The 25,520-nt window shown below is 68.3% G+C and carries 24 protein-coding genes and 1 pseudogene; 9 read left to right on the forward strand and 16 right to left on the reverse strand.

Features of this window, described 5'->3' with window-relative positions; all coding sequences use genetic code 11:
* Positions 1–173: 173 nt before the first annotated feature.
* The 5 genes from DL519_RS03010 to DL519_RS03030 form a co-directional block, all read right to left on the reverse strand.
* Positions 174–1,073 (reverse strand): ABC transporter permease, encoded by a 900-nt coding sequence (locus tag DL519_RS03010; RefSeq protein WP_190812782.1) that lies wholly within the window; start codon positions 1,071–1,073, stop codon positions 174–176.
* Entirely contained in the window at positions 1,060–2,004 is a 945-nt protein-coding gene (locus DL519_RS03015; protein WP_190812783.1) for an ABC transporter permease, read from the reverse strand. The genes DL519_RS03010 and DL519_RS03015 overlap by 14 nt, the downstream gene beginning before the upstream one ends.
* A gap of 91 nt (positions 2,005–2,095) precedes the next feature.
* Positions 2,096–3,373 carry an NAD(P)/FAD-dependent oxidoreductase gene (locus DL519_RS03020; protein WP_190812784.1) on the reverse strand — a complete coding sequence of 426 codons (1,278 nt, stop codon included), beginning with the start codon at positions 3,371–3,373 and terminating at the stop codon, positions 2,096–2,098.
* A 21-nt stretch (positions 3,374–3,394) separates the two neighbouring features.
* A complete protein-coding gene (locus tag DL519_RS03025; RefSeq protein ID WP_190812785.1) occupies positions 3,395–4,069 on the reverse strand; it encodes a haloacid dehalogenase type II in 675 nt (224 codons plus the stop codon).
* A 25-nt stretch (positions 4,070–4,094) separates the two neighbouring features.
* Positions 4,095–5,636, reverse strand: coding sequence for an ABC transporter substrate-binding protein (locus DL519_RS03030; RefSeq protein WP_190812786.1), 1,542 nt, complete (start codon positions 5,634–5,636; stop codon positions 4,095–4,097).
* 581 nt (positions 5,637–6,217) lie between these two features.
* Here DL519_RS03030 and DL519_RS03035 point away from each other — a divergent pair.
* From DL519_RS03035 to DL519_RS03055, 5 genes are all read left to right on the forward strand, one after another.
* Complete coding sequence (locus DL519_RS03035; protein ID WP_190812787.1) at positions 6,218–7,414, forward strand: cation diffusion facilitator family transporter; 1,197 nt, start codon at positions 6,218–6,220, stop codon at positions 7,412–7,414.
* A 94-nt stretch (positions 7,415–7,508) separates the two neighbouring features.
* Complete coding sequence (locus DL519_RS03040; protein ID WP_190812788.1) at positions 7,509–8,081, forward strand: GNAT family N-acetyltransferase; 573 nt, start codon at positions 7,509–7,511, stop codon at positions 8,079–8,081.
* Between the two features lie 119 nt (positions 8,082–8,200).
* Positions 8,201–8,599: a hypothetical protein gene (locus DL519_RS03045; protein WP_190812789.1), complete on the forward strand. Its 399-nt coding sequence runs from the start codon at positions 8,201–8,203 to the stop codon at positions 8,597–8,599.
* A gap of 12 nt (positions 8,600–8,611) precedes the next feature.
* Positions 8,612–9,787 (forward strand): N-methyl-L-tryptophan oxidase, encoded by a 1,176-nt coding sequence (gene solA, locus DL519_RS03050; protein ID WP_223838386.1) that lies wholly within the window; start codon positions 8,612–8,614, stop codon positions 9,785–9,787.
* Between the two features lie 98 nt (positions 9,788–9,885).
* Positions 9,886–10,620, forward strand: a complete 735-nt coding sequence (locus tag DL519_RS03055; RefSeq protein WP_190812790.1) for a GntR family transcriptional regulator — start codon at positions 9,886–9,888, stop codon at positions 10,618–10,620.
* Positions 10,621–10,695: 75 nt separating this feature from the next.
* Here DL519_RS03055 and DL519_RS03060 read toward each other — a convergent pair whose 3' ends face one another.
* Positions 10,696–11,625: an NAD(P)H-binding protein gene (locus DL519_RS03060; protein WP_190812791.1), complete on the reverse strand. Its 930-nt coding sequence runs from the start codon at positions 11,623–11,625 to the stop codon at positions 10,696–10,698.
* Between the two features lie 315 nt (positions 11,626–11,940).
* Between DL519_RS03060 and DL519_RS03065 the strand changes: the two genes are divergently transcribed.
* Positions 11,941–13,101, forward strand: coding sequence for a hypothetical protein (locus DL519_RS03065; protein ID WP_190812792.1), 1,161 nt, complete (start codon positions 11,941–11,943; stop codon positions 13,099–13,101).
* A 238-nt stretch (positions 13,102–13,339) separates the two neighbouring features.
* On the opposite strand, the gene DL519_RS03070 is transcribed toward DL519_RS03065, so the two are convergent.
* The 3 genes from DL519_RS03070 to DL519_RS03080 form a co-directional block, all read right to left on the reverse strand.
* Entirely contained in the window at positions 13,340–15,712 is a 2,373-nt protein-coding gene (locus DL519_RS03070) for a glycoside hydrolase family 65 protein (protein WP_223838387.1), read from the reverse strand.
* A 20-nt stretch (positions 15,713–15,732) separates the two neighbouring features.
* On the reverse strand, positions 15,733–16,503 hold the full coding sequence (locus DL519_RS03075; protein ID WP_190812794.1) for an HAD family hydrolase: 771 nt from the start codon (positions 16,501–16,503) through the stop codon (positions 15,733–15,735).
* 192 nt (positions 16,504–16,695) lie between these two features.
* Positions 16,696–16,914 (reverse strand): enolase C-terminal domain-like protein, encoded by a 219-nt coding sequence (locus DL519_RS03080; protein WP_317891345.1) that lies wholly within the window; start codon positions 16,912–16,914, stop codon positions 16,696–16,698.
* Between the two features lie 400 nt (positions 16,915–17,314).
* Here DL519_RS03080 and DL519_RS03085 point away from each other — a divergent pair, with 400 nt between their 5' ends.
* Entirely contained in the window at positions 17,315–18,124 is an 810-nt protein-coding gene (locus DL519_RS03085; RefSeq protein ID WP_190812795.1) for an IclR family transcriptional regulator, read from the forward strand.
* On the opposite strand, the gene DL519_RS03090 is transcribed toward DL519_RS03085, so the two are convergent.
* A complete protein-coding gene (locus DL519_RS03090) occupies positions 18,103–18,306 on the reverse strand; it encodes a fumarylacetoacetate hydrolase family protein (protein WP_223838388.1) in 204 nt (67 codons plus the stop codon). The two genes, DL519_RS03085 and DL519_RS03090, sit on opposite strands and share 22 nt — an antisense overlap.
* A gap of 37 nt (positions 18,307–18,343) precedes the next feature.
* Between DL519_RS03090 and tnpA the strand changes: the two are divergent.
* Positions 18,344–18,625: pseudogene (gene tnpA, locus DL519_RS45510) on the forward strand (IS200/IS605 family transposase); the annotation flags it as partial.
* On the opposite strand, the gene DL519_RS45515 reads toward tnpA, so the two are convergent.
* The 6 genes from DL519_RS45515 to DL519_RS03125 are packed head-to-tail and all read right to left on the reverse strand — an operon-like array spanning position 18,622 to position 23,653.
* The gene (locus tag DL519_RS45515; RefSeq protein ID WP_223838389.1) at positions 18,622–19,089 is read right to left on the reverse strand and encodes a fumarylacetoacetate hydrolase family protein; all 468 of its coding nucleotides are present in this window, start codon (positions 19,087–19,089) and stop codon (positions 18,622–18,624) included. The pseudogene tnpA and the gene DL519_RS45515 overlap by 4 nt on opposite strands.
* Positions 19,090–19,108: 19 nt before the next feature.
* Positions 19,109–19,972, reverse strand: coding sequence for an aldose 1-epimerase family protein (locus tag DL519_RS03105; protein ID WP_190812796.1), 864 nt, complete (start codon positions 19,970–19,972; stop codon positions 19,109–19,111).
* Positions 19,969–21,480 carry an aldehyde dehydrogenase (NADP(+)) gene (locus DL519_RS03110; protein ID WP_190812797.1) on the reverse strand — a complete coding sequence of 504 codons (1,512 nt, stop codon included), beginning with the start codon at positions 21,478–21,480 and terminating at the stop codon, positions 19,969–19,971. Before DL519_RS03110 ends, DL519_RS03105 begins: the two co-directional genes overlap by 4 nt.
* A gap of 14 nt (positions 21,481–21,494) precedes the next feature.
* On the reverse strand, positions 21,495–21,998 hold the full coding sequence (locus tag DL519_RS03115) for a nuclear transport factor 2 family protein (protein ID WP_190812798.1): 504 nt from the start codon (positions 21,996–21,998) through the stop codon (positions 21,495–21,497).
* A complete protein-coding gene (locus tag DL519_RS03120; protein WP_223838391.1) occupies positions 21,995–22,747 on the reverse strand; it encodes an RraA family protein in 753 nt (250 codons plus the stop codon). Before DL519_RS03120 ends, DL519_RS03115 begins: the two co-directional genes overlap by 4 nt.
* An 18-nt stretch (positions 22,748–22,765) precedes the next feature.
* Complete coding sequence (locus tag DL519_RS03125) at positions 22,766–23,653, reverse strand: SDR family NAD(P)-dependent oxidoreductase (protein WP_190812799.1); 888 nt, start codon at positions 23,651–23,653, stop codon at positions 22,766–22,768.
* A 472-nt stretch (positions 23,654–24,125) separates the two neighbouring features.
* Here DL519_RS03125 and DL519_RS03130 point away from each other — a divergent pair, with 472 nt between their 5' ends.
* Complete coding sequence (locus tag DL519_RS03130; RefSeq protein WP_223838392.1) at positions 24,126–25,448, forward strand: MFS transporter; 1,323 nt, start codon at positions 24,126–24,128, stop codon at positions 25,446–25,448.
* The last annotated feature ends 72 nt before the right edge of the window (positions 25,449–25,520 follow it).

Consider the following 25,520-nt stretch of genomic DNA (forward strand, 5'->3'; position numbering starts at 1 on the left):
GCTTGCGGTGTGGGACTCAGCTCTTGCACCGCCGCGGGTTCTCAGATGTTTCTCGCGAGGACAGCCCCAGCGTGGTGTATTGGACATACATGAGTCGGGGATCCCGGAGTCGAGAAGGCATCTGAGGTTCCGCTACCCGCACCGCCACGCAAATCACATTTGAAATACTCTCTTCAACTGCGGCTGCTCCGCCGGGCGTTGATGCCCTGACCTATCAATGTGATGCTCAGCGCGGTCACGAAGATGGCCAGACCTGGGTAGATCACCAGCCAGGAAGCGCGGGTCAGGTAGGGCTGCCCGTCTGCGAGCATGGAACCCCAGTCGGCATCCGGGGGCTGCACGCCGAGGCCGAGGAAGGACAGCGCGCCCACGGTGATCAGCTTGTGGCCGAAGCGGCTCGCGGCGTGTGCCAGCAGCGGACCGAGCACGTTCGGCAGCACGTGGCGGAACATGATGAACGGTTTCGAGCAACCGAGCGCCCGCGCCGCCTCTACGAAGTCCCGCGCGGACACCTCCAGGGCCAGCCCGCGGGCGAGCCGGGCGAACGGGGTCCAGCCGCTGATCACCAGCGCAAGCACCAGGGTCAGGTAGTTGGTCCCCAGCACCGACACCAGGAACATCGCGACGATGACCTCGGGGAAGGCCAGCAACACGTCCGTTACGCGCATGACGAACTCGTCGAGCGCGCCGCCGCGCCGCGCGCACACGATACCGATCAACGTGCCGGTCACCGCCGAGATGGCGAGCGTGATCGCCGCGATCGACACCGAGAACCGGCCGCCGTCCATCAGCCGGCTCAGCACGTCGCGGCCGAGCTGGTCGGTGCCGAGCAGGTGGTCGCCGCCGGGTGGGGCCAGCCGGTTGGCCAGGTCTTGCGCCGCCGGGTCGTGCGGGACGATCCACGGCGTCAGGACCAGGACCACCAGGACGGCGCCGAAGACCGCGACGCCGACGCGGAGGCTCACCGGCCAGGTGCGGATGTCGGCCCAGCCGCGCCTGCGGGTGAGACGTGCGGACGAGGTTTCGGCGCGGTTCGCTTCTGGTGCGCGGAGGTGGTCGTCAAGAAGAGACATGGGCTGCCCTCACCGTCGGGTTGATGCACGCGTACAGCAGGTCGGTCAGCGTCGTGATGAGCACCGCCAGCCCGACCAGGCTCACGATCCCGGCCTGGAGCGCGGGGACGTCGTTGTTCACCACCGACTCGTAGAGCAGGCGTCCCATGCCCGGGATGGAGAAGATCACCTCCACCACGACGGATCCGCCCAGCAACCCGGCGAGCCACACCGAGAACAGCGTGATCACCGGCAGCAGTGAATTGCGAACGCCGTGCCGGAGCATCGTCGTGCCGAACGCCAGGCCGCGCGCCCGGGCGGCGGTGATGTGCGGGGACTCCAGGACCTCGATCATCGATGCCCGGGCGACCTGCGTGAAGTAGCTCATCGGCCGCAGGGCCAGGGTGATGCAGGGCAGGACCATCGATTGCGGCCCCTGCCAACCCGCGGACGGCAGTGCTCGGAACTGCATCGCGAACACGAGGATCAGCACCGGAGCGAGCCAGTACTCCGGGATGGCCACGAACCCCTGCGTCACGGTCGTGATCGCGGTGTCCGCCGGCTTCCCGCGCTTGACCGCGGCGAGTGCGCCCAACGGCAGCGCGACCAGCAGCGCCAACAGCAGCGATGCCGCGGCGAGGACGGCGGTCACCGCCAGCCCGTGGCCGATCATTTCGACGACCGGGGAGCGGCTGGTGTAGGACAGGCCGAGATCTCCGCGCAGCGCACCGCCGAGCCAGTCCCAGTACTGCACCAGCAGCGGCCGGTCCAGCCCGTACTGCTGGCGAAGGTTCTCCAGCGCGGCCGGGTCGACGTTGAGGTCGCCGACCCGGGCCCGCAGGATCTTCCGCGCGGGATCCCCCGGCGTCACGTACGGGATCAGGAAGACCACGAACGAGACGATCACGAGCGTGCTGACGAGCACGATGAGCCGTTTGACGAAGAAGATCACGGCACGCCTCTATTTCCGCAATTGATGGCTCCACATGGGTCCTGCGCCGCGGCACGACCGCCGGCCGCGGGACCGGTCCGATACTCGTCCCTCAGCTGATGCGGTCGAGGAACTTGAAGAACACGCCCGCTGGGGGGAGGAACCACGGCGGCCCGAAATGCCCAGGTATGGCGCGGAACTTCAGGTCCCGCCACGGGTTTGCCGCGGGCTCCCCGGCGAGCACCTGGGCCAGCACCTTGCCCATGTGCGTGGCCATCTGCACGCCGTGCCCGCTGTAGCCAAGCGAGTAGAACAGGCCGTCGCGTTGCCCGGCGTGCACCATCTGGTCGAGGGACATGTCGACCAGCCCGCCCCAGCAGTAGTCGATGCGGATGTCGGCCAGCTGCGGGAAGACCTCGACCATGGCGCGGCGCAGGATGCGCCCGCTCTTGCGGTCGGAGTCCTGGTTGGATAGGGCGAACCGGGCGCGTCCGCCGAACAGCAGCCGGTCGTCCGGGGTGATCCGGAAGTAGTAGGTCAGGTGCTTGGTGTCGGACGCGACGCGCCGGTTGGGCAGCAGCTCCTCGACGACGGATTTCGCCAGGGGCTCGGTGACGACGATGAAACTGCCGATCGGCACGATCCGCCTGCGCAGCCACGGGGTCAGGCCACCGGTGTAGCCGCTGGTGCCGACCACCACCTGCTCGGCGCGGATCGTGCCCAGCTCGGTCCGGACGTCGTGGGCATGCGTGCCGCGCCGCGTGAACCCGACGACCCGGCATTCCTCGTGGATCGACACCCCGTTGGCCGCAGCCGACGCGGCCAGCCCGGCCGCCAACCGTCCGACGTGGACCGCCGCGCCGAGCGGATCGACCATCGCCCCGTGGTAGTAGGGGCTGCCGATCTCGTCCCTGATCCGCGACCGGGGCACGAGGTGCACCTCCTGCCCGGCCAGTTCCCGCATCAGGGCGGCGGATTTTTCGAAGTCGCGGTAGTGCGAGGGCTTCACAGCCAAGGTCAGCTTGCCCGTGCGCTCGAACGAGCAGTCGATACCCTCGGTTTCCACCAGTTCTTCGAGGGTGTCAATGGCGTCGTTGTACGACCGGAACATGGCCGCCGCCGGACCGGAGCCGTAGCGCTTGACGCCGGTGGCGAAGGAGATGGCCAGTCCGGTCGTGGCCATCCCGCCGTTGCGTCCCGAGGCACCCCATCCGACGGTGTGCGCGTCCAGCAGGGCGACCTGGGCGCCTCGCCGGGACAGGTGCAGCGCGGTCGACAGTCCGGTGAGACCGGCCCCCACGACGACGACGTCGGCACGTGCCGGCAGCTCGTTGCGGCGGAAGTCGCCAGCAGATTTTGCGGTGTCCAACCAGTACGGCAGGAGCTTCACAAGATCCTCCGATGTGTCGGTTCACAGGCCGAGCAGCGGCGGGACGCCGGCCAAGTCCGTGGTCTCGGCGTACTCGTAGAAGGGCACCGACGGGTCGTAGCCGCGGTTGACGTACACCTTGTGCTTGATGCGCAGTTCGTGCGCCGGGATCACGTCGTACCAGATGTGCGAGGACACGTGCAGGATCTCGTGCCGCTCCGCGCCGAGCTGGCCGAGCATGTATTCGAAGGCCTGGTAGCGGGGTTTGTACGCGCGGGCCTGCTCCGCGGTGAACACCCGGTGGAAGTCGACGCCGAGCTGATCCACGTTGTTGCGCAGCATCGCGTCGGCGGCGTTCGACAGGATGACCAGCGGGTAGGCGGAGGCCAGCTTGGCCAGGGGTTCCGGCACGTCCGGGTGCGGTCCCCAGGAGCCGACCGCCTCGACGATGGCGTCCGCGTCGCTGGACCGGTACTGGATCCGCCAGCGGTTGCAGGCGCGTTGCCAGGAGTCGCGGAGAACTTGTTGGTAGGGCTTGTACTCGCCGAGCACCTCGTCGATGCGGTAGGCGCGGAAGTCCTTGATGAACGTCGCGGTGTCCTCCGGCGCGATGCGGCCGGCGACGAGCGGGAGCACGGCCTCGGTCATCTGGAAGTTGGTGAGGGTTCCATAGCAGTCGAAGGTGATGTACTTCGGGCGGTAACCGAGCAGGTCCATGACTGGCGATTTCCCTTCGGACGCTTTACTTGTTGTCCACGGTGAGCGCGCTGGTCACCGCGTATCGAGCGAGCGGGTCGTCGACGAATCCGTGCACGGAGGTGCGGTGTGCGGCGAAGGTCTGCTCGTGCACCACGAAGGCCGTGACGGCGTTGTCCTGGAGCAGCCGCGCCACGTCGGCGTAGACGGTGTTGCGTTCTTGGGCGGCGCTCATCGAGTTTGCCGATTCGAGCTTGGCGTCCACGGCGGGGTCGCAGAACTTGCTGATGTTGTATCCGCCGTTGCAGCTGTAGTCGGCGGTCAGGTAGCCGATGGGGTCGGCGATGTCGGTGAGGTGATTGCGGGACAGCAGCGCCAGGTCGTAGTTGCCGTCCAGGAGCGTGGGCTCGATCGCGGAGTAGTCGCTCATCCGCACCTCGACGTTGATCCCGATCGCGGCCAGGTTGGCCTGCACCACCGCGGCGAGGTCGCCGAACTCGGGTCGTTCGGTGTATACGAGCAGGTTGAGCTTGAGCTGCCCCGGGGCGTATCCGGCGTCAGCGAGCAGTTGTTTCGCCTTCGCGATGTCCTGCGCCGGTGGCTTGGCGCCCGATGGTGCCCACGCCTCGGCGGGGGAGAACGGTCCCACGGCGGGTTTCGCGGCGTTGTCGTAGACGCTCGTGGCGATGGCACCGAGATCTAGCGCGGCCTGCACGGCCCTGCGCAGTTCGGGTTTGTCGAACGGGGCGCGGGAGTTGTTGAAGTACAGGCCGGTGGTGCGCGGGGTGAACGCCTCGCTCACCGCGAGGTCGCTGTTGCCGCGCAGGTCGGCCAGGCTGGCGGCGGGGATGCCCAGCGAGATCTGGGATTCGCCGGTTTGCAGCTGCGTGGCCCGGGTGGCTCCTTCCGGTATGAAACGAGCCTCCACATGGGACAGTTCTGCCGGGTTGCCCCAGTAGTTCGCGTGGCGCTCCAAAGAGATCGACTGGCTCGGCACCTCGGAAACTGGTGTGTAGGGGCCGGTGCAGTGGCGAACGGGCTTAATGCCGGAGTCGGTGTAGGCCGCGGGTGCGAGGATCCCGGTGTTGGCGCTGGCCAGGCGGAAAGGCACCAGTGCGCTCGGTTTGTGGGTGCTGATCCGGACGATCGACGGGTCGACGGCGTCGACGGCCGAGATCACCTTCGGGGTGAAGGCGCGGGGCGGTGCATCGGCCTTGAGCAGGCGGCGCAGCGCATCCACCACCGCGGCCGAGGTGAGGTCTGTGCCGTCCTGGAACTTGACGTTCTCGCGGAGCTTGAAGTCCCACGTCGTCGGGGTGCTCTGCTGCCAGCTGGTGGCCAGTTTCGGTTTCAGCTCGCCGGCTTCGATGTCGTAGGTCAGAAGCGTTTCGAGGCAACCGATCTGGCTCAGGACGAGGGCGTCGTCGGTTTCGAGGGCGTAGTTGGACCGGGGGGTGAACTGGAGGCTGATCACCAATCCGCCGTCGGCGCCGCCGGGGGAGCCTTTTCCGAAGGTGCCGCACGCGGGAAGCACCAGCGCGGCCGACGCGGCGAGCGCGGCGAATTGGACGAGTCGTGAGCTTCTCATGGGAACCACCTGGTGAGGGGGACAGCCGCTGATAGGCCGCGACTGCCAGGCGTCAGCGACGATCTCGTGGTCGTCGACGGTTTCCGGCGAGGGCCGCCTCGTCGACTTCTCGTCTCCCGTTCCGCTGTTTGGTCGAGGTATTGGAAATCATTGGCAGGAACGAAGAATCGTGGCGCATGGCCTGCAAGTGCTCGCAACGGCGCGGGCGCCGACCGCTGGGGAGCGCGGCCGACCGCGGTGAGCCGGAGACCGGCTCGGCAACGATGCGGGAAATCATCGGACAGCGATCAGAGGTTGTCAACAATGTCTTCTGCTGAGCGGATTGTCGACCGGCCAGATCTCGTCGTGATGCGTCTGAACGGGCGAAGGAGGCTTGTCTGCCAGGCTGTTCGCGAGGAGCGCCGGAATGGCTCCGGCCGATGTCACGAGCTGAGTCCTGCTTGTTAACAACCTGGGTCAGCGGTCTTCCCGGCGGCCTTCGGTGGTTGACTGCCCGGTGGACCATTTGTAATGTGCATCGTGAAACATCACGTGCTGAACACTCTCGCACAGTATCCCCCACAGACGGGAGTTCGGTCTCCATGAGCAGCGAAAATTCGACCAGTGCGGCCGATGCTCGGGCGGTGGGCCACGGGCACGACTCCGCGCAAGAGCACGACGAACACGGCGAGCGCAACGCCCACGGCCATGGGCACGGCCACGGACATGGTCATGGACATGGACATGGACACGGACATGAGCACGGACAAGGGTTTCTGGCGAAGCTGAAGCACGTCGTCGTGCCGCATTCGCACGACGCCAACGAAGCCATCCAGTCGGCCGAAGAGACCAGCGGTCAGGGGATCCGGGCGGCGTGGATCGGCCTGGCCGGGATGATGGCGACCGCGATCCTGCAAATGGCGATCGTGGCGATCTCCGGCTCCATCGCGCTGCTCGCCGACACCCTGCACAACCTCGGGCACGCGGTGACGACGATCCCCCTGGTGATCGCCTTCCGGCTGGGCAGGCGGGCGGCCACGAACCGCTACAGCTACGGCTTCCGGCGCGCCGAAGACCTCGCCGGGGTGCTGATCGCCCTGGTGATCGCGGCGTCCGTGGTGCTGATCATCTGGGAGTCCGTCGACGCCCTGATCAACCCGCGCCCGCTGACCAACCTGTGGTGGGTCTTCGCGGCCGGTCTCGTCGGCGCCGCGGGCAACGAGATCGTGGCGGTCTACCGGATCCGGACCGGCCGCAAGATCGGCTCGGCGGCACTGATCGCGGAGGGGCACCACGCCCGCGCCGATGGGCTCACCTCGGTCGCCGTCGTCGTCGGAGTGGTCGCCGTGTGGCTCGGCTTCGAGCGCGCGGACGCCATCATCGGGCTGATCATCGCGCTGGTGATCCTGGGCATCCTGATCAGCACGATGCGAACCGTGTTCCGCCGGCTGATGGACGGCGTCGAACCCGGTGTCATCGACAAGATGGCCCGCACGACCGCCGCGGTCGACGGCGTCGTGGCGGTGGACCGGCTCCGGGCCCGCTGGAACGGGCACCGCATGGAAGCCGACGCGGACGTTGCCGTGCCGGGCGATCTGAGCGTCCTGGAAGGGCATCGCATCGCGGACCGGGTCGAACACGAGCTGCTGCACGCGACACCGCACCTCGAATCGGTCCTCGTGCACCTGCACCCGATCGTCGACGGAAAGCGCCCAGCCGATCTGCACGAGCTCTCCGGGCACCACGCCAGCGCCGAGGCGCGCGCCGCCTACCGGGCGAAACTCGCCACCCGGCAATAGGAAGTTGTACCGCAATTTCCATTGAAATCGGACCTTCGATTTCAATGGAAATTGCGGCCAGTCCGCCCCGCAGTCGAACTGGAGGTCTGCGTCCATGACAGCACCGACCGGCCACGACGCCGGATACACCGTCAGAGAACTGGCCGCCGACGACATCCCGGAGGCGCGAGCACTGATGCTGCGCACGGTCTGGGAGGACTTCGGCGACCCCTACGACCCGGTCGTGCACGCCGACATCGACGACATGGCCGGCTGGTACATCGAGCCCGAGGCGCCGTTCCTGCTCGTGGCAGTCGACCGGAACACCGGCGAACTGCTGGCCACGGCAGGCGTCCGCGGCGGGACGCTGAAGGACGGGCTCAGCCCACCGCACCTGGTCGAACGCTACCGGGACGGGCGCACCGGCCAGCTGGTCCGCGTCTACGTCCTCCGCGAGCACCGGCGACGCGGCATCGCCAGGGTCCTGATCCGCCAGGTCCTCGACCGCGTGCGGCGCGAGGGCCACTACGACGCCGTCGCCCTGCACACCTTCCGGCATTCGCCGGGCGCCCTGCCGTTCTGGCTGTCCATGGGCTCGGTCGTGGTCGAGGACGACACCGCCGGGGTGTCGCGGGCGGTGTTCATGGAAATCCCGCTGAAAACCGGTTCCTGGGCTCATTCCGGGTAGGTGGTCCGCAGCGGAAGAACCTGCAGGTGGTCACCCTGCCCCCAGGGCGGATGGCGGAATGCGAAACCGCGAAATGACACCGGCTTGATCGATCGACGACGAAACGCGAGGAAAGCACCATGGCCAAACGACGTGACGTGTTCATCTACGTGTGCGACCCCGGCAAGGTCGGCGAGGCCCAGGCCTGCCTCCGGGACTTCCTGGGGTCCCTGGACGGGCACCCCGGCTACCTGGGCGGCTCGGTCCTGGAGGAAGTCGCGGGTGAACTGCTTCCCGGCACGCTCGTGCTGATCATCGAGTTCGAGTCCACCGAAGCGGCCCGCGCGCTGTGGCCGAAGATCGAGAACACCACCAACCCGCTGTACCCCGACGACAAGTCCGACAAGTCGCCGGATCAGGGCGCGGCGTTCTTCAACGGCACCGAACTTCCGTTGAAGTTCTCGCGCGGCAACGGCTTGCTGGCGCGCATGCTGCACATCCACGCGGCCGAGGTCGACGAGTTCGTCCCCGCGGCCTGAGGGCAGCCGTCCATGCGTCCAGCAACGATGTACGCCGCCGATGTCGCCGTGATCGGTCTCGGCGCGATCGGATCCATGGCCGCGTGGCGGCTCGCCGTGCGCGGCCATGGTGTCCACGGCTACGAACGGTTCGGCGTCGGGCACGACCGAGGCGCGTTCTCCGGGCAGACGCGGCGGTTCTCCGTGCAAAGCCAGCGCGAGCCGCGCCTCACCGCGCTAGCGCTGCATGCGTTGGACCTCTGGCGCGGACTGGAGAGCGCGACCGGGCGCAGCCTCCTGCACCTCGCCGGAGGCCTGATCCTCGGACCCTGCGATGCGCCCGCGCTGGTCGCCGCGCACGCCTCGGCGAGAGCGGCCGGCCTCGACCACGAACTCCTGGACAGCTCCGAGCTGAAGGAACGATTCCCGCAGCACCTGATCCGGGCCACCGACGCCGGCGTCATCGATCCCAAAGCGGGTTTCCTGCGGCCGGAGTTGTCGGTGGTCACCGCGGCGCGACGGGCGGAGGAGCTCGGTGCCGTCATCTTCGACCACACCCGGGTGCTGGGTCTGGAGCCCGACGCCGACGGGGTCGTCGTGCGGACTGAGAGCGGTTCCCGGCGCTACGCCCACGTCGTCGTCGCGCCCGGCGCTCGGGCGCGTGACGTCCTCCCGGCGATGCGCACGGCGGTGCTGCCGAGGCGCCTGGTGCAGGCCTGGTACGTGCCGGACGACATCGACCGGTACCGCGAGGAGGTCTTCCCGGTCTTCGAACGCGTGGGGGACGTAAACGCCTACGGCTTCCCCACGCTCGACGGTGCCACGATCAAGATCGGGATCTACACCACGGGACACCCGATCGTCTACGACACCGACAACACTCCGCTGACCGTCGGCGGTGAGCTGCTCAGCCGCTTCCGGGAAACGGTGGCGGTCTACTTCCCCGGACTGCACGCGGATCCGGTGACCACCACGGTCGGCGTGGAGGGCTACACCACCGACGGCCACCCGCTGCTCGGACCGCTGCCCGAGGCATCGCGGGTCATCCTCGCCTGCGGATTCTCCGGTGCCGGGTTCAAGTTCGCCCCGGCCATCGGCGACGTCGTCGCGGACCTGGTCATCGACGGGCGGACGGCGCGCGACGTCGGCTTCCTCGCCCCGGACCGGCCGCTGGCGGACTGGCCGCCGGACGCCCTCACCCCGGCATGATCCGCCGTCGCGCTGCCGACCGGTACCATCGGTCCTGATATGTCACGAAACGTTTCATGGCAGCGGCTCGCAGGAGCGGTCGAAGGGGGCTCCGCCTCATGACGGCGCCACCGGACAACGCCCGGCAGCGCGGCAGCGCGACCGAGAACGCGTACGAGCACATCAAGCACCTGATCCTTACCAGCGAACTCGCGCCGGGGGAGGAGCTGCGCGAAGTCGCGCTCACCGAATCCACCGGATTCGGCCGCTCACCGGTCCGCGAGGCCTTGCGCCGCCTGGTGCAGGAGGGCTTCGTCGAGGTGCGCCCCAGGCAGGGCTACCGGGTCTCCGTCGTCACGCTGGCCAGCGTCCAGGACCTGTTCGAGATGCGGCTGGTGCTCGAACCGGTAGCGGTGGAGTTCGCCGCGCAGCGTGCACCGAAGGAAGAACTCGAAGCCCTGCACGCGCTGGCGCACAAGACCTACGTCCACGGCGACACCCGCAGCTACGAGCAGTTCCTCCAGGACAACCGCGAGTTCCACGTCCGCATCGCGAAGGCGACTGGCAACGAGCGGCTCGCCCGAGCCCTGCAAGGCCTCCTCGAAGAAATGCAGCGCCTGTTCTTCATCAGCCTCGGCAACCGGGACAGGGCATCGGAGATGGTGCACGAACACCACGACCTGCACGACGCGCTGCTCGCGCGAGACGCGGCGCGCGCCCGTGAGATCGTGGTCGAACAGATCGAGGCGAGCCGGGCACGCGTGCTCGAAGGCCTCATCGAGGGCACCAATCGTGGTGGCCGCGCCGCCACCGGCATCGTCCTGGCGGACACGACCTCGCACCGGCGCAAGTAACAAGACCTTCGGGCCAGTCAGCCGGGCCCAGCAAGGTTGGACTGCTGCGGCGAGGGGCCGTGGAAGGGAAGTGCCCTACGGCCCATCTTGCCGGCCGTTGAACACTTCGCGCCGTTCTCGTACGTATTGCTCCACTGTTCGGGCGGCATGGCCGGTGATCTGTTCGACGTCGGTGGTCGAGCGGTCGTAGCGGTCGTCGCGGTGCAGTTTCGCCATCGTGGCGATGTGTTGCTGCACGTGGGGACTCAGGTCGGCGGTCGCCATCTGGTCGAACCACTCGTCGTAGGAGAGGTGCGCGGCGGTGATGGGCCGGCCCAGTGCGCGTGAGTACTCGTGGGCGAGTTCATCGATGCCCAGGACCGCAGGGCCGGTCAGTTCGTACACCGAGTCGATGTGGCGTTGCGGTGCGAGCAGAACAGTGGCGACCACGTTGGCGACGTCGCTGGCGGCGATGGGGGAGGTGCGGCCCGTTCCGAAGGGCAGCGCCAGCGTGTCGTGGTCGCGGATCGATTGCGCGGCGAGCTCGGAGAACAGCGGGTTCTCGAGCAGCACCGTGGGTCTGATGTGCACGGCCGGGACTGCGGACCAGTCTATGACGTGTTCGGCCAGCCAGTGCAGGCGCTGCTGGTGGGATTCCGCCGTGCTCGTCGCCGTCATCTGGGAGACGGTCATCTGCGACATGTTGGCCATTACTTCGATGCCGGGCGGTTCTCGCACTGCCGCACAGACGACGGTGGTGGCTTCGAGGTAGTCCGGCGAGACGCTCATGTTGAAGAACATGCGGCTGATGCCCTCGGTTGCCGCGGCGACGTGCACGGGGTTGGTGAGGTCGCCGACGACGACATCGGCGCCGAGGGCGCGCAGCGCTTCGGCCCGGGCGTCGTCGTGGTGGACCATGGCCCGAACCGCTTGCCGGTGAGCGAGGAGGTGTTCCACGACGAGCCGGCCGATCCCGCCGACTCCGCCGCCAGCCCCGGTGATCAGGTACGTGGGTTCGGTGGTCATCGAAAACCCTTGCGCATCATCGGTTCTTCGTTGTCCCTGCCGCGCAAGTTGCGGCACGCTTCGCTGCCGAGAACGCCGAGTTCGCGGCCGGCATCGACGCTCTCGTTTCCCACCAGCGCCAGTCTCCGCTCCCGAGCTGGCAGCGCACCAGGTTCGTTGGTCCTGAGCATCCCGGGGCAGGCTGAGCACCTCCGCAACATGTCCCTACCCGCATTGCCACATTCGACACTAGACTTTTCGGGTCAAATCGATGCTCGGAAACGAAAGGTCGGTGGCCGGCCAGGAAAGTCCACAGTGGATGGCGTACGGATGTGCATGGGGCAGTTGGACGGCAGGACGGCCGTGCTGACCGGGGGTTTCGGTACGGCTGCTGCGGTCGTCGCGGCCGTCATGGGCGGTCTGCTCGTGGCGGTGGTGACGGTGAGCGTCGCGCGGACGCTGGTCATCACACGTGCGCGCCCCGGCGGTCTCACGCGTTTTGTCCGCCGGGCGGTGGATTCGTTCTTCGTGCTGCTCACCAGGTCGGCGCCCGACTACTCGACGCGGGACCGGATTCTCGCCGCGCAGCCGGGCACCTTCCTCGCCGTCATGCTGGCCACGTGGCTCGCGGGTTATTTCCTCGGCTACACCCTTCTGCTGTTCCCGTGGGAGCCGGGTCTGGCCGAGTCCGCTCGGGAGGCCGGGTCATCGTTGTTCACGCTGGGGTTCTCCACCACCGCCACCGCCGGGCCGAGCGTCATCGATTTCCTGGCGGCCGGAACGGGACTTCTGATCGTGGCCCTCCAGATCGCCTACCTGCCTGCCTTGTACTCGGCATTCAACCGCCGCGAAACCGAGGTGACCTTGTTGGGGGCGCGGGCGGGATCTCCGCCGTGGGGACCGGAGCTGCTAGCCCGCACCAGGTACGGCATCCAGCTCGGCGAAGATGACCTCACCGAGTTGTACCGGCTCTGGGAGAGGTGGGCGGCCGACATCGGCGAGAGCCACAGCAACTACCCGGTCCTGGTCTGGTTCCGCTCCCCGCAGCCGCGCCATTCGTGGCTGGTCGGACTGCTGGCCGTGCTGGACTCGGCGGCGCTTCTGCTCGCGCTGTGCCCGAGCCGGGACCGCATCGAGCCGCGGCTGTGCCTGCGGATGGGCTTCACCGCCCTGCGGCAGATCGCGTTCGCCGTGGGCATTCCGGTCGACGAGGATCCGGATCCGGATTCCGGAATTCAGCTGTCGTACGGCGAATACCGCGCCGCGGTCGACCGGTTGACCGAGGTCGGGTTCCCGGTGGAGCGCGCTCCGGAGGCGGCGTGGCCGCACTTCCGGGGCTGGCGGGTCAACTACGAGTCCACCGCGTACGCGCTCGCTGCCGCGACCGACGCCGTGCCCGCCCTGTGGTCCGGACCGCGACGCTGGCCCAGCCATCCGATCCCGCCGGTGCGCCCGGCGGACCGCCGCCCCGGTACCGGCGGTGAGGACCGGTCCTGACGGCCGGGCGTTCGGTGTGGGACGTTCCGGATAGCAGGCGGCTGGTCTCATTCTGCTGGCTCGGGCTCGCTGGTTTTGGCGCTGCGGCTGCCAAAAGACTCACGGCCCTGTGCGTGCCTGTCCTCGCCAGATCGCTTGGGGTGCGGGGTTGTCCCTGCAGGGCACTGTTGAGAACCCGCGGCGGTGCAGGTTGGGTCCCACACCGCATGCGGCTCACGCCGCATTCCGCAAAGAACCCTCAGCCACCGGGAGTCGGTTGGAGCCGGCGCCGGGTCGGAGCGCGCCCGGCGGGCTGGCGGGGCGGTGGGCTCTCCGGCGACGGTGGTATCGGCAAGGTGATCGGCTGGTCTTTTGTGAGCAGGATCGGCCGGCCGTGGTGCGAAGTCCGCACCGGCTCACCGTGGCGCAGCGCGTAGGTCGCCTCGTCGTGGTGGATGGTGACGCAGATCCGGCTGTCGGCGAAGCACAACCGGAACGAGATGCGGCTGAGCGCGGGCGGCAGCCGGGGCGCGAAGCTCAGCTCGCCGCCGTGATCCCGCAACCCACCGAACCCGGCGACCGCGGCGATCCACGCACCGGCCAGCGCGGCGATGTGCAGTCCCTGGTGCACGTTCTGGTAGATGTCGTGCAGATCCGCCAGGGCCGCCTCGGCGAAGTAGTCGTGGGCCAGTTCGAGGTGGCCCACCTCGGCGTTGAGCACCGCTTGCACGGACGAGGACAGCGATGAGTCCCGCACCGTCAGCGCCTCGTAATACGCCACATTCCTTGCCTTCTCCTCCGGGGTGAAGGCGTCCCCGCGCAGAAACATGGCCAGCACCAGGTCCGCTTGCTTGACCACTTGCTTGCGGTAGAGGTCGAAGTACGGATAGTGCAGCAGCAGCGGGTAGTCCTTCGGGGGCGTGTTCGCGAAGTCCCAGTGGGCGTGCTTGGTGAACCCCTCGGATTGCGGGTGCACCTCGAGCGCGTCGTCGTAGGGCACCACCACCCGGTCGGCCGCATCCCGCCAGCGGGCCGTCTCCTCCTCGTCCACGCCCAGCGCGCTGGCCAGTTCCGGGTGCAACTCGCAGTGGGCGGCCGCCTCGTGCAGGTTCCGCTGCGCCATCAGATTGGTGTAGACGTTGTTGTCGACGACGGCCGTGTACTCGTCGGGACCGGTGACCCCGTCGATGCGGAACCGGCCGTGCGCGTCGTGATGTCCCAACGACGTCCACAGCCGTGCCGTCTCCACCAGTAGTTCCAGCCCGGCGGAGGCCTCGAAGTCCTCGTCCCCGGTGGCCGCGAGGTAGCGGGCGGTGGCGTCGGCGACGTCCGCGTTGATGTGGAACGCCGCCGTACCGGCCGGCCAGTAGCCGGAGCACTCGTCGCCGTTGATCGAGCGCCACGGGAACGCGGCGCCGGCCTGGCCGAGCTGAGCAGCCCGGGTCCGCGCCTTGTCCAATGTGGAGTGACGCCATTGCAGTGCGTTGCGGGCGGCCTCCGGGACGGTGTAGGTCAGCAGCGGCAGCACGAACGACTCGGTGTCCCAGAACGCATGCCCGTCGTAGCCGGGTCCGGTGAGCCCCTTCGCCGGGATCGCCCTGGTCTCCCCGCGGGCACCGGCCTGCAGCACGTGGAACAGCGCGAACCGGACCGCCTGCTGCAGCTCCGCGTCGCCGTCGATCTCCACGTCCGCGGCTTCCCAGAAGTCGTCCAGGTAGGCGCGTTGCTCGTCGAGCAGACCCTGCCAGCCGCTCTGCCGGGCACCGGCCAGCGCTGCCTCCACCTGGGCTCGCAGGGCCTGCGGGGACCGCTGGCTGGACCAGCCGTACGCGACGTACTTGGTCAGCGCAAGCTTCTGCCCCTGCGGCACCTCGGCGGCTGCGGTCAGCCGGGCCAGGTCGCCCTCGATCCGGTTCTCCGTCCACATCGGACCGGGCGCGTCCACCTCGTGGTCCATCGCCGCGGCCATGCGCAGACCGGACCGGCGGGTGTGGTGGCCCAGCACGGCGAGGCTGCCCTCGCCCACGGCGAAGTCCGAGATCAGCGTGCCCTCCAGGACGGCGGCTACCCGAGGATCGTCGACGGCCCGTTCGATCGGTTCGTTGGCCAGCAGCTCGGACTGCACCACCAGCGGCGCGGGCCCGTCCAACGGCTCGACCTCGTAGCGGATCGCGGCGATGGCGCGCTGGGTGAACGAGACCAGGCGCTCCGAGGTGATGCGCACGTGCCGACCGGTGGGCGAGACCCACTCGGTGTTGCGGCGCAGCGTCCCCGACCGGAAGTCGAGCACGCGCTCGTGGTGCGGGGCCGAGCCGTAGCGCATGTCCACCGGTTCGTCCTCGACCAGCAACCGGATGATCTTGCCGTCTGTCACGTTGACCACGGTCTGCCCGTCCTCCGGGTAGCCGTACCCGGCCTCGGCGTACGGCAGCGGTCGCCGCTCGTAGAAGCCGTTGAGGTACGTACCGGGCAGGCCGCGCGGCTCGCCTTCCTCGAACGAGCCGCGGAAACCGATGTGGCCGTTGGACAGGGCGAAGGTGGATTCGGTGCGGCGCAGGGCGTCCAGGTCCAGCCACCGCCACCGCAGCTCCCACGGGGCCACCTCGTAACCCGGTAGCCGAGGAGTCGTCACGTCGTCCACCACCTCGCGCTTCAGCGATCCACGACCAGGAGGCCGGCCAGGTCCGACACCACGACGTCGGCGCCATGCGCCCGCAACTCGTCCGCGTGGTGGGTGCGATCCACGCCGACCACCCACCCGAACCCGCCGGCCCGGCCGGCCTGCACACCCGCTAGCGCGTCCTCGAAGACCGCCGCCTCGGCCGGCGTGACGCCGAGCGCCCGAGCCCCGGCCAGGAAGGAGTCCGGCTCCGGCTTGCCGCGCAGCTTCTGCTCGGTGATCACCAGGCCGTCGATCCGCGCTTGCACGAAGCGGCTCAGGCCCGCCGCCTCCAGCACCGACGCGCCGTTCTCCGAGGAGGTGACCACCCCGATGGCGAGGCCGGCGTCCCGCGCCGCCTCCAGGTAGCGCACCGACCCCGGATACGGAGTCACCCCGCGTTCTCGGATGATCGCTTGCAGGGTCTCGTTCTTCCGGTTGCCCAGGCCGTGGATCGTTTCCGAGGTCGGTGGGTCGTCGTGAAGCCCTTCGGGCAGGGAAATGCCGTGGGAAGCGAGGAACTGGCGCACGCCGTCCGCCCGCGGCCGCCCGTCCACGTGCTCCAGGTAGTCACGTTCTGTGAACGGCGAGAAGCGCTCGCCCTCCCGCTCCCGAAGGAATGCGTCGAAGGTCTGCTGCCAGGCCGCCATGTGCTGCGCGGCGGTGCTGGTCAGCACGCCGTCGAGGTCGAAGAGGCAGGCCGTGATTCTCTCCGGCGCCACGCGGATCCGCTGCGTGGCGTGGTCCCGCCCAGGCTGGTCCATGCTCGAAGGTTTTTCCGGACGCGCAGGACTCCAAACGTCGACCGGTCCGCGCCCGGTGCTCCGCGCGGCCGTGGTCACGCCGGGGACGTGGAATTCGCCGGCGATCACCGCCTGGGCACCGGGACTTGGCCCCGCCCGGGGCTGACCGTTGATTAGCCAACCGTCCATTTCGGACTCCAGTGATCGACCGGCTCATCGGGTGATCGTGGTGTCGTGGATGGTCCAGGCTTCGGCTTGTTCGGTGAGGGAGAGGCCGAGTCCTGGGCGGTTCGGGGCGATCATCCGGCCGTCGCGGAGTTCGAGGCGTTCGTGGAACATCGGTTCCAGCCATTCGAAGTGCTCCACCCAGGTGGCCCCGGGGTAGGCCGCGGCCAGGTGGAGGTGGATCTCCATGGCGAAGTGCGGCGCCATGGGTGCCTCATTCAGTCGTCTCGTTAAACGGGACGTGATCCCGATTAATGGTTCGATTCGGGGAGCATAGGGTGAGGCGTGCGCGGTTCACAAGGCCGGAAAAATCCGAATATTCTAACTGTTTCCGGCCGCGCCGCCGCACTCGGGAAGGCTTAATTAATGGGACTGCTTCCCTGTGTCTGGTCATTGCGGGTAGGTTCCGGTCGTGCGGAAGCATGCTGTTGAGTTCCAAGCCCGGTCGATGGAGCGCCGTGCGTGTCCGCGCCGGGACGATGCTTCGGGTGTCCCACTGGCCGGTATTCGATTTCGATGGGCGCGGCTCTTCGGGTACCTGCCCCGTGATGTCGGGGCTAGTTCCTGAGGTAGTCTCATTAATTGGGAATGAGACTTTGGAGGCAAGATGGGCGAGGTCGAGGGCGGTTCTCAGGGCGCGCCGGCCAAGGCGCGGGAACCCGGTCCCGGTGCGTTGGATCGCGGGCTGGCGATCCTCGACCACCTCGCGCAGGCGCGGAACTCCAGCACGGCTGAGCTGGCCGAAGCGCTCGGCCTGACCCGCAGCACCGCCTACCGCCTGGTGGATCGCCTCCGCGCCCTCGGCTGGCTCAGCCAGGTGCCCGCCACCGGGCATTGGCGGCTCGGCCCGGCCGCGGTCCGGTTGGCCAACGCCGCGGTCGACTCGACCAGCTTGCTCGATGCCGCCGCGCCGACGCTGCGCAAGCTGGTGGAGTCGACGCAGGAGACCGTCAGCCTGGCCGTGCCCAACGGCATGACGATGGTGTTCATCCACCGGGAGCGAGGCCCGCGCCCAGCCGCGGTGACCGCCGAGCTCGGGGCCGCGCGCCCGATGCACAACACCTCTCTCGGCCGTGCGTACCTCGCCGCGCTGCCCGATCCCAAGCTCGAGGAGATGCTGGTCGAGCTGGTCCGCTCGCCGGAGTCACCGGTCTCCGCGGCGACGGTGTCCGCGCTTCACACCGAGGTGGTTCGCACGCGGGAGCGGGGTTGGTCGGAGGATCAACGCGAGTTCGATGCCTCGAGCTGTTGCTGCGGCGCGGCGGTGTACGACCACACCGGGCTGCCGGTGGCGAGCATCAGCGTCGCGGGGGTGGCCGAGCGCATCGAACCGATGCTGGCCGAGTACGGACCGTTCGTCGCGAAGTGCTGCGCCGAGCTCTCCACCGCTCTCGGCTACGTCGCTCCCACGACCTGATTCGTCCAATCCGGCGCCACGACCGGGTTCGACAGTCGGCCGATTCCCTCCACTTCGGACTCGAGCCGGTCGCCGGGGCGCAAGGCGAGTCGAGGGGTCTGGAAGTCGCCGCTGCCGGCGGGTGTTCCGGTGAGGATGACGTCGCCGGACTCCAGGATGGGGATCTTCGTACTGGTCGACACTGCTGCTCCACGCACACTAGGTTTTCGTGATGGCGACGTGTGCGCAGACTTCGAAACCGAACTGGTGGAGTTCAGGCGGCGAGTCCAACCACGTGCCCCTGCTGGTGAACTTCCCGCCCAAAGTCGCGATCTCGCGACTGGTGAACAGCCTCAAAGGGAGTCTCGTCCCGGCTCATACGCAAGGAGTTCCCCGAACCGGAGCGGCACTACTGGCAAGCCAAACGCCTCTGGCCCGGCCCCTACTTCGCCGAAATCGGCCGGCAAAGCCCCGATCAGCGTGCTCACACAGTACATCGAGCAACAGGAACGCCCCGTTTAGAACGGGCCACCCAGCCCTCGGCGGGCTTCGCGGCGCGGTGCTTCACCACCGCCCTGAAGGGCTGCGCACTGCACCGCATTGTGGTAGCCGAAGACGACGTCGAGGGCTTTCTTGGCGGGTACTTGCCGGGCTCGGCGGCCGATGATCACGGCGAGTTCGGTTTCCCAGTCCACCCGGGTGGACAGCGCGGTGTCCACGACCACGGCCTCGCCGTCGCCGATCGCGCTGGAGGAGAGTTTCGGGAAGAGGTACGGGACTTCGGGGGTCTGCCAGCCCATTTCCGCGACGGTGTCGTGGTAGTTCAGCCCGATGCCGAAGATCGTCCGCAGCCGGAACGGCAGGCGCGGTGCGGGTTCCAGGTCGTCGACCGGTGCACCCGGACTCGCAGTGCGCCACGGGGCTCCGGGTTCGGCTTGGTAGAGCAGGGATTCTCCTCCACCTACGTGGAATGTGCCAAGAGGCACGGGATTCCTCCGATGTCGTTCAGCGGGCGAGGCGGAGCCGGATGCGCACGGTGAATTCGGCTGCTTCCCCGGGCGCGACGGTGGTCAGATCGGTGCGGCTCGCGAAGTCGCTGCTGGCACCGATCCTGGCGGGCAGGCCCCGCCACGGCTCGAGGCAGAGCAGGTCGCCGTCGGGTGGGGACCAGATGGCCAGCGCGTCGAAACCCGTCCAGTCCATCTCCACCGCCCGCCCCGACGGGGATTCGTAGCGGATGCCGCTACTTGCTGCCTGGTCGAGAATGACCGCCCCGTCGGCGAAGTGCGCGCGGTCTAGTGCGAGCGACCCGTTCGGGGCGGCGGGCTCGAAGAGCTCCTCGCGGAGCAGGTTGTCGGTGACGCGCCGGGTCGGTGCCACTTCCGGCCGCTCGAATGCGATCGCGTGCGGCCCTGGTGCGGTGTCGAGCGGCCACGCGAAGGCCGGGTGGAAGCCGAGGCAGAACGGCATCGGCCGACGGTCCCGGTTGGCGGCCGTGAGGTGGACCAGCACGGCGGTGCCGACGAGCTCGTACCGGATGCTCAGCGAGAACCGGAAGGGGTAGTACCGGTGGGTGCGGGGGCTGTCGTGCAACGACAGCACGGCGGAACGTGCATCGAGTTCGTCGAGGCGGAAGTCTAGATCCCGGGCGAAACCGTGGCCCGGCATGGGCCAGCTCCGCCCGGCGACCTCGATCCGGTCCTCCGGGACCCGGCAGATCGCGGGGAACAGCCAGGGCGCATGCCGGGGCCATTCCGGACCGGCCTGCCAGAGGTGTTCGTGCCCGTCGGCGACCGAGCGCAGCGACTGCAGCTCGGCGCCGCGGGTGGCCACGGCCACGCGCAGTGCCGAGCTCTCCAGCCTGATCACCTCGGCAGGAGCAGCCGGCCGTCGATGCGCCGCGGGATCAGCGGGTAGTCCTCCCGCAGTTCTTCCGGGAGCACTTCGGTGGGCGCGTCCTGCCAGGCCACCGGGCGCAGCCACCGCCGGATCGCGGTGGTGCCCACCGAGGTGTGCAGGGTGTTCGTCGACGGCCACGGTCCGCCGTGGTGCTGTGCCCAGGACACCAGGACGCCGGTGGGAAAACCGTTGTACAGCAACCGCCCGGCCTTCTCTTTGAGCAATGTGGACAGATGCCGGATCCGGTCGGTCTCGGATGGTTCCGCGTGCACCGTGCCGGTCAGCGAGGCCGGTAGTCCGCTGAGCGCGGTTTCGGGCTGATCCGCGCCGTAGCGGGCGATCAGCGTGGTCGGGCCGAAGCACTCGGCCAACTCCTGGTCGTGCAGCCTTGATGCGTCGACCTGCAACAGCCTTGGCGTGACGGTGAAACCAGCCGCGGTTGACCGGCCGCCTTCGGCGAGGACCTCGATGTCGGGGTAGGCGTCCAGCGCGGCGTTGGTGCTCCGGTAGGACTCGCTGATCCGTGCGTTGAGCAGTGTCGCGGCCGGTGCGGCTGAAACCAGCCGCACGGCCTCGGCGACGAGCGCGTCTCCGGCGGCACCGCGCGGGACGAAGACCAGTCCGGGCTTGGTGCAGAGCTGCCCGCCGGAACCGATGACGGAGTTCACCAACCCCGCGGCGATGGTTTCGCCGCGGGCTGCCGCCGCGCCTTCGGTGACGACGATCGGATTGAGGCCGGCCAGTTCGCCGTAGAACGGGATCGGCTCTTCCCGGTCGTTGATGATCCCCATAAGCGCTTTGCCGCCCACCAGGGAGCCGGTGAAACCGACGGCCTTGATGCCGGGGTGCGCGACCAGCGCCGCGCCCGGCTCGGTGCCGAACACGATGCCCAGCAGGCCGGTGGGGGCGTTCAGCCGGTCGGCGGCTGCCGCCATCGCCCGGAAGGTGAGCAGCGAGAGCCCCGGGTGCGAGCTGTGCGCTTTGACGACCACCGGGCAGCCCGCGGCCAGTGCCGACACGGTGTCGCCACCGGGAACTGAGAACGCCAGCGGGAAGTTGCTCGCGCCAAACACCGCCACGGGACCGATCGGCGTCAGCATCCGGCGCAGGTCCGGGCCGGGGCCCATCGGGGTCTCCCCGGCGTGGTCGATGGTCGCCTCGAGGTAGCTGCCTTCGTCGAGGACGTCGGCGAACAGGTTGGCCTGGTAGACGGTGCGGGTGAGCTCGGCATTGAGCCGGGGCTCGGGTAGTGCTGTTTCGCGCATGCCGAGCGCGACGATCTCGGCGCGAAGTCGTTCGAGCTCGTCGCCGATGGCGCGCAGCAGTCCGGCGCGGAATCCGCGCCCCAGCGCTTCGAACGGTGCAGCGGCTGCCGCGGCGGCCGCGACGATCTCGGCGACCTGCCCGGGCGCGGTCGCTTCGGCGACGGCTTCCACGACGTGCCCGGTGCTCGGGTCGATGCTGTCGATGGTGTCCACGGAGGATCCCTCTGTCACGAGGTCGCGTATTCGGCGTCGGGGTGCGGGCGGGCGACCGGGGGTGCGAGGCAGTAGCCCTCGGCGGCGTAGTCGAAGCCCTCAATGGTGACCTCGTCCCGACCGTCCGAGGAGGCCGCGTAGAACGCGCGGATCTCGGTGATGAGCCCGGTTTCCGGGTCGAACTTGTACCACTCGTCGCCGCGCAGGTAGCCGTTCATCCTGGTCTTCCAGTGGGTCCACTCGATGACGCCCTGCAGCGATTCCGGTTCGAGGATCATCCGCTCGATCGACCACGCGGAGCCGATGGTGAGCACCAGGCGGCGCCAGTTCTCGCCGATGGTGCGGTTGCCAACCCACGGTCCCTCGAGCCCGGGCGGGAAGTAGTGCACGGCGTTCTCGGTGAACTGCGCGGCCATCTTGTCCACGTCGGCTTCGTTGCAGCCGTCGAAGTAGACGCGAATCCGCTCTTCCATGAGGGTGCGTTGCGCTGCGGGGTCGAGGTCGGCGAAGCGGGTCACCGCGGTGCTCCATTCGTGGTCGCGTGCTGATTTGCTTTCCAGGCTCGGAATTCGGCCCGGACGGCGTCGTCGGGCGGGTAGGTGCCCCACAGGGAAGAGCCCGCGCGAACCTTGGCGTGCAGCCATTGCTCCAGTTCTTCCTGCTCGGCCGCGGGCTCGGCGATCTCGGCGGCCAGGGCGCGGGGGACTACGACGACGCCGTCGAGGTCGCCGACGATCACGTCTCCGGGGTAGACCGCGACTCCGGCACAGCCGATCGGTGTGTTGAGGTCGGCCACGTGGAACGAGGCCGGCCGGGTGGTCGCGGTGATCGCCCGCGAATACACGGGAAAGCCGAGCTCGGCGATCGCACGACCGTCGCGGAATGCGCCGTCGGTGATGAACCCGGCAGCGCCGCGCTTCATGGCCCGCGTGATCAGCATGTCGCCGGCGGAGGCGGCTGTGGTGTCGTTGCGGCTGTCGACCACGATCACCTGGTTCTCGCCGACCGTCTCCACCGCCTCCCACTGCAGCATGTTGCCAGTGCGGTACGGGTCGCCGATCGGGTCGACGTCTTCGCGGGCGGGGATGAAGCGCATGGTGAACGCCTCGCCGGCGAAGGGTTCGAACTTGTCGCCCACCGACGACAACCCCACCAGGAACGGTTGGCGGATGCCGCGCTTGTACAGCTGGGTGGCCAGGGTCGCGGTGCTGGCCAGTTTCAGCTGGTCGAACACGCCGGCGTCCAGGTGGATCTCTTCTTCGGTCACGAGTTGCCTCTTCCTTGCTCAGCCGCGGAGGCGGGAGGGGACGTCGGTGAGGGTGCCGGGGGTGGCCGGAGGATGCGGCTCGACCTGCGGTGCACGGGCCTGGACGGCCATGCCGCCGTCCACGTTGAAGATCTGACCGGTCACATAGGACGATTCGGCAGAAGTCAGGTAGAGCACCGCGGCCGCGACGTCGGACGGGCTCGCCGGGCGTCCGAGCGGGATCTGGGCCGAGCGAAGATCGCCCTCCTCGCCCCAGTCGAGTCTCTCGTCCTCGACGGCGACCGCGCCCGGCCGGACGCAGTTGCAACGGATGCCCCAAGGAGCGAGGTCGACGGCCACCGCCCGGGTGAAGGACTCCATGGCGCCCTTCACCGAGTCGTACGGGATGTGCTCGCGGTGCGCGCGTGCCGCGCCGTGAGAGCTGATGTTGACGATGCTGCCCGGCGCCCCGAGCGATGCCAACCGGCGCGCCATCCGCTGCGCGGGAGCGAAGAACATCGTCGTGTTGGCCGCCACGAACGCCTGCCAGTCCTCGACCGCGACCTTCAGGAACGGGGCGAAGCTGGTGGCACCCACCCGGGCGTAGGCGTTGTTCACCAGGGCGTCGACGGGGCCGAGCTCTCGTTCGATCTCGTCGAAGAGCTGGTCCACGGCATCGACGTCGGCCAGGTCGCCCACCGCCGCGACCGCGGTTCCACCGGCGTTCCGGATCGCGCGGACCACCTGCTCGGCAGAGCGGATGTCGATGTCGCCCACAGCCACGGCCATGCCCTCCGCCGCCAGTCGGCGAGCGATTGCAGCACCGATGTTGCGTCCGGCCCCGGTCACCAGTCCGATCCGGCCTTCGAGCTGTCCGTGTCCCGTCGTGACGGCCGGTGCCAGCCATCGGGAGGGTGCGTTCGACATGATGGGCACGTTAACACGTGTGTCCTGATTAATGGCAAGCGTTCCCGATGAATGAAACATTGAGATGGCGGGATCGGCGGGTTCCGCCGGTGGCCGGCGTGACCCTGAGGTCAGCCTCTCGTTGTCGTTGATCTGAGGAAAGTTCGTCTCCAGGTCGAGCTGGCGAGTGTTGTCAAGGCTGTTGCGGTGCCTTACAGTCCCCGTCTAACCCCGTCTTGTTCAATGATCCAAAGTCTCATTTAATAGGACTAGGTGGCTCGGATGCGCGAGGAGGCGCCATGGCTGAGCGGGTAGCGGGCCTCGCCCAGGCGCGGCGATCGGAAGGCCTTCCTGTCGCGCCAGCTGTTCGCCGACCGGTTCGGTCGACGGCCGGTGGTCTTCGTGATCGCGACCGGCCTGCTGCGCCTGGCGCGCGGACGGGTTCTCCGGCTTCTCGGGCCGGGAATTTCCACTTCGACAGAAGGACGTGCTGATGACTGCGTCAACGACGACGATGACGCCGCGGAAGTCCAGGATCAAGAAGTACCGCACGACGATCCTGGTCCTGCTCGCCGCGGCGATGGTGATCAACTACCTGGACCGCTCGGCGCTCGCCGTCGCGATGCCGTTCATCGCCAACGACTTCAACCTGACCCCGGCGGAGAAGGGGATCATCTTCAGCAGCTTCTTCCTCGGCTACGCGCTCTTCAACTTCGTGGGTGGAGTGCTGGCCGACAAGATCGGCCCCAAGAAGGTCATGGCCTGGTCGATGATCCTGTGGTCCACGATGTGCGGACTCGTGGCCGGTGCCTTCAACTTCTGGAGCCTGCTGGTCCTGCGGGTGCTGTTCGGCGTGGGCGAAGGCCCGATCTCCACGACCGCGAACAAGGTGGTCAACAACTGGTTCCCGCTCAAGGAACGCGCACGCTCGGTCGGGATCAACCAGGCCGGAGGTCCGCTGGGAGGGGCGCTGTCCGGTCCCGTCGTCGGTGTTCTGGCGGTCTACTTCGGATGGCGGGTCGCCTTCGTGGTCATCGCGCTGATCGGGCTGACGTGGGCGCTGATCTGGTACTTCGTCGCCACGGACACCGCCCGCCAGAACTCCCGCGTCACTCCCGCCGAGCTGGCTGAGATCGAGGCCGGTACCCGGGTCGAGCAGGCCGAGGACGAGGCGGTCGCTCGGGATGCGCCTTCCATGTGGAAGGCCATCCTCCAGCCCGCCATTCTGGCCACCGCGCTTTCCCTGTTCTGCTACAACTACATCCTCTTCTTCTTCCTCACCTGGTTCCCGAGCTTCCTCGTCGACGCGCAGGGCGTGAGCCTCGCCGGGATGTCCGTTGTGAGTGCCTTGCCGTGGGTCGCCGGAACGTTCGGCTACATGGGCGGGGGCTACTTGATCGACTACATCTTCAGGCGCACCGGAAAGCAGTTCTTCTCCCGCAAGGTCGTGCTCGTGACCTGCCTGCTGATCTGCTCCGTGTGCGTGGGACTCACCGGCATGGTCGCCAGTGCCACCAGCGCCGTCACCCTCATGACCGTAGCGGTCGGGTTCCTCATGCTCGCGGCCCCCGCCTACTGGACGCTCATCAACGACGCCGCACCGAAGGAGTACGTCGGCAGTGCCGGCGGATTGATGCACGGACTGAGCAACCTCTCCGGCATCGTCGCTCCGTCCATCACAGGTGCCATCGTCGCCACCAGTACCTACACAGGTGCCTTCGTCCTCGCCGGAGGTTTTGGCGTGGTCGGCGCTCTGGTGATCTGGGCAGGGGTCCGCCAGCGCCAAGACGTCCGGCCGGAGGTGCCCGTCGCCTGACCGGCACGCGCGCAAGGACCCCGGAAGCCGCTTGAGGCGTCCGAAAACCATCGCAGAGAAAGAAAGATCGCC

This window comes from Saccharopolyspora pogona, assembly GCF_014697215.1.
Taxonomy (GTDB): Bacteria; Actinomycetota; Actinomycetes; order Mycobacteriales; family Pseudonocardiaceae; genus Saccharopolyspora; species Saccharopolyspora hattusasensis.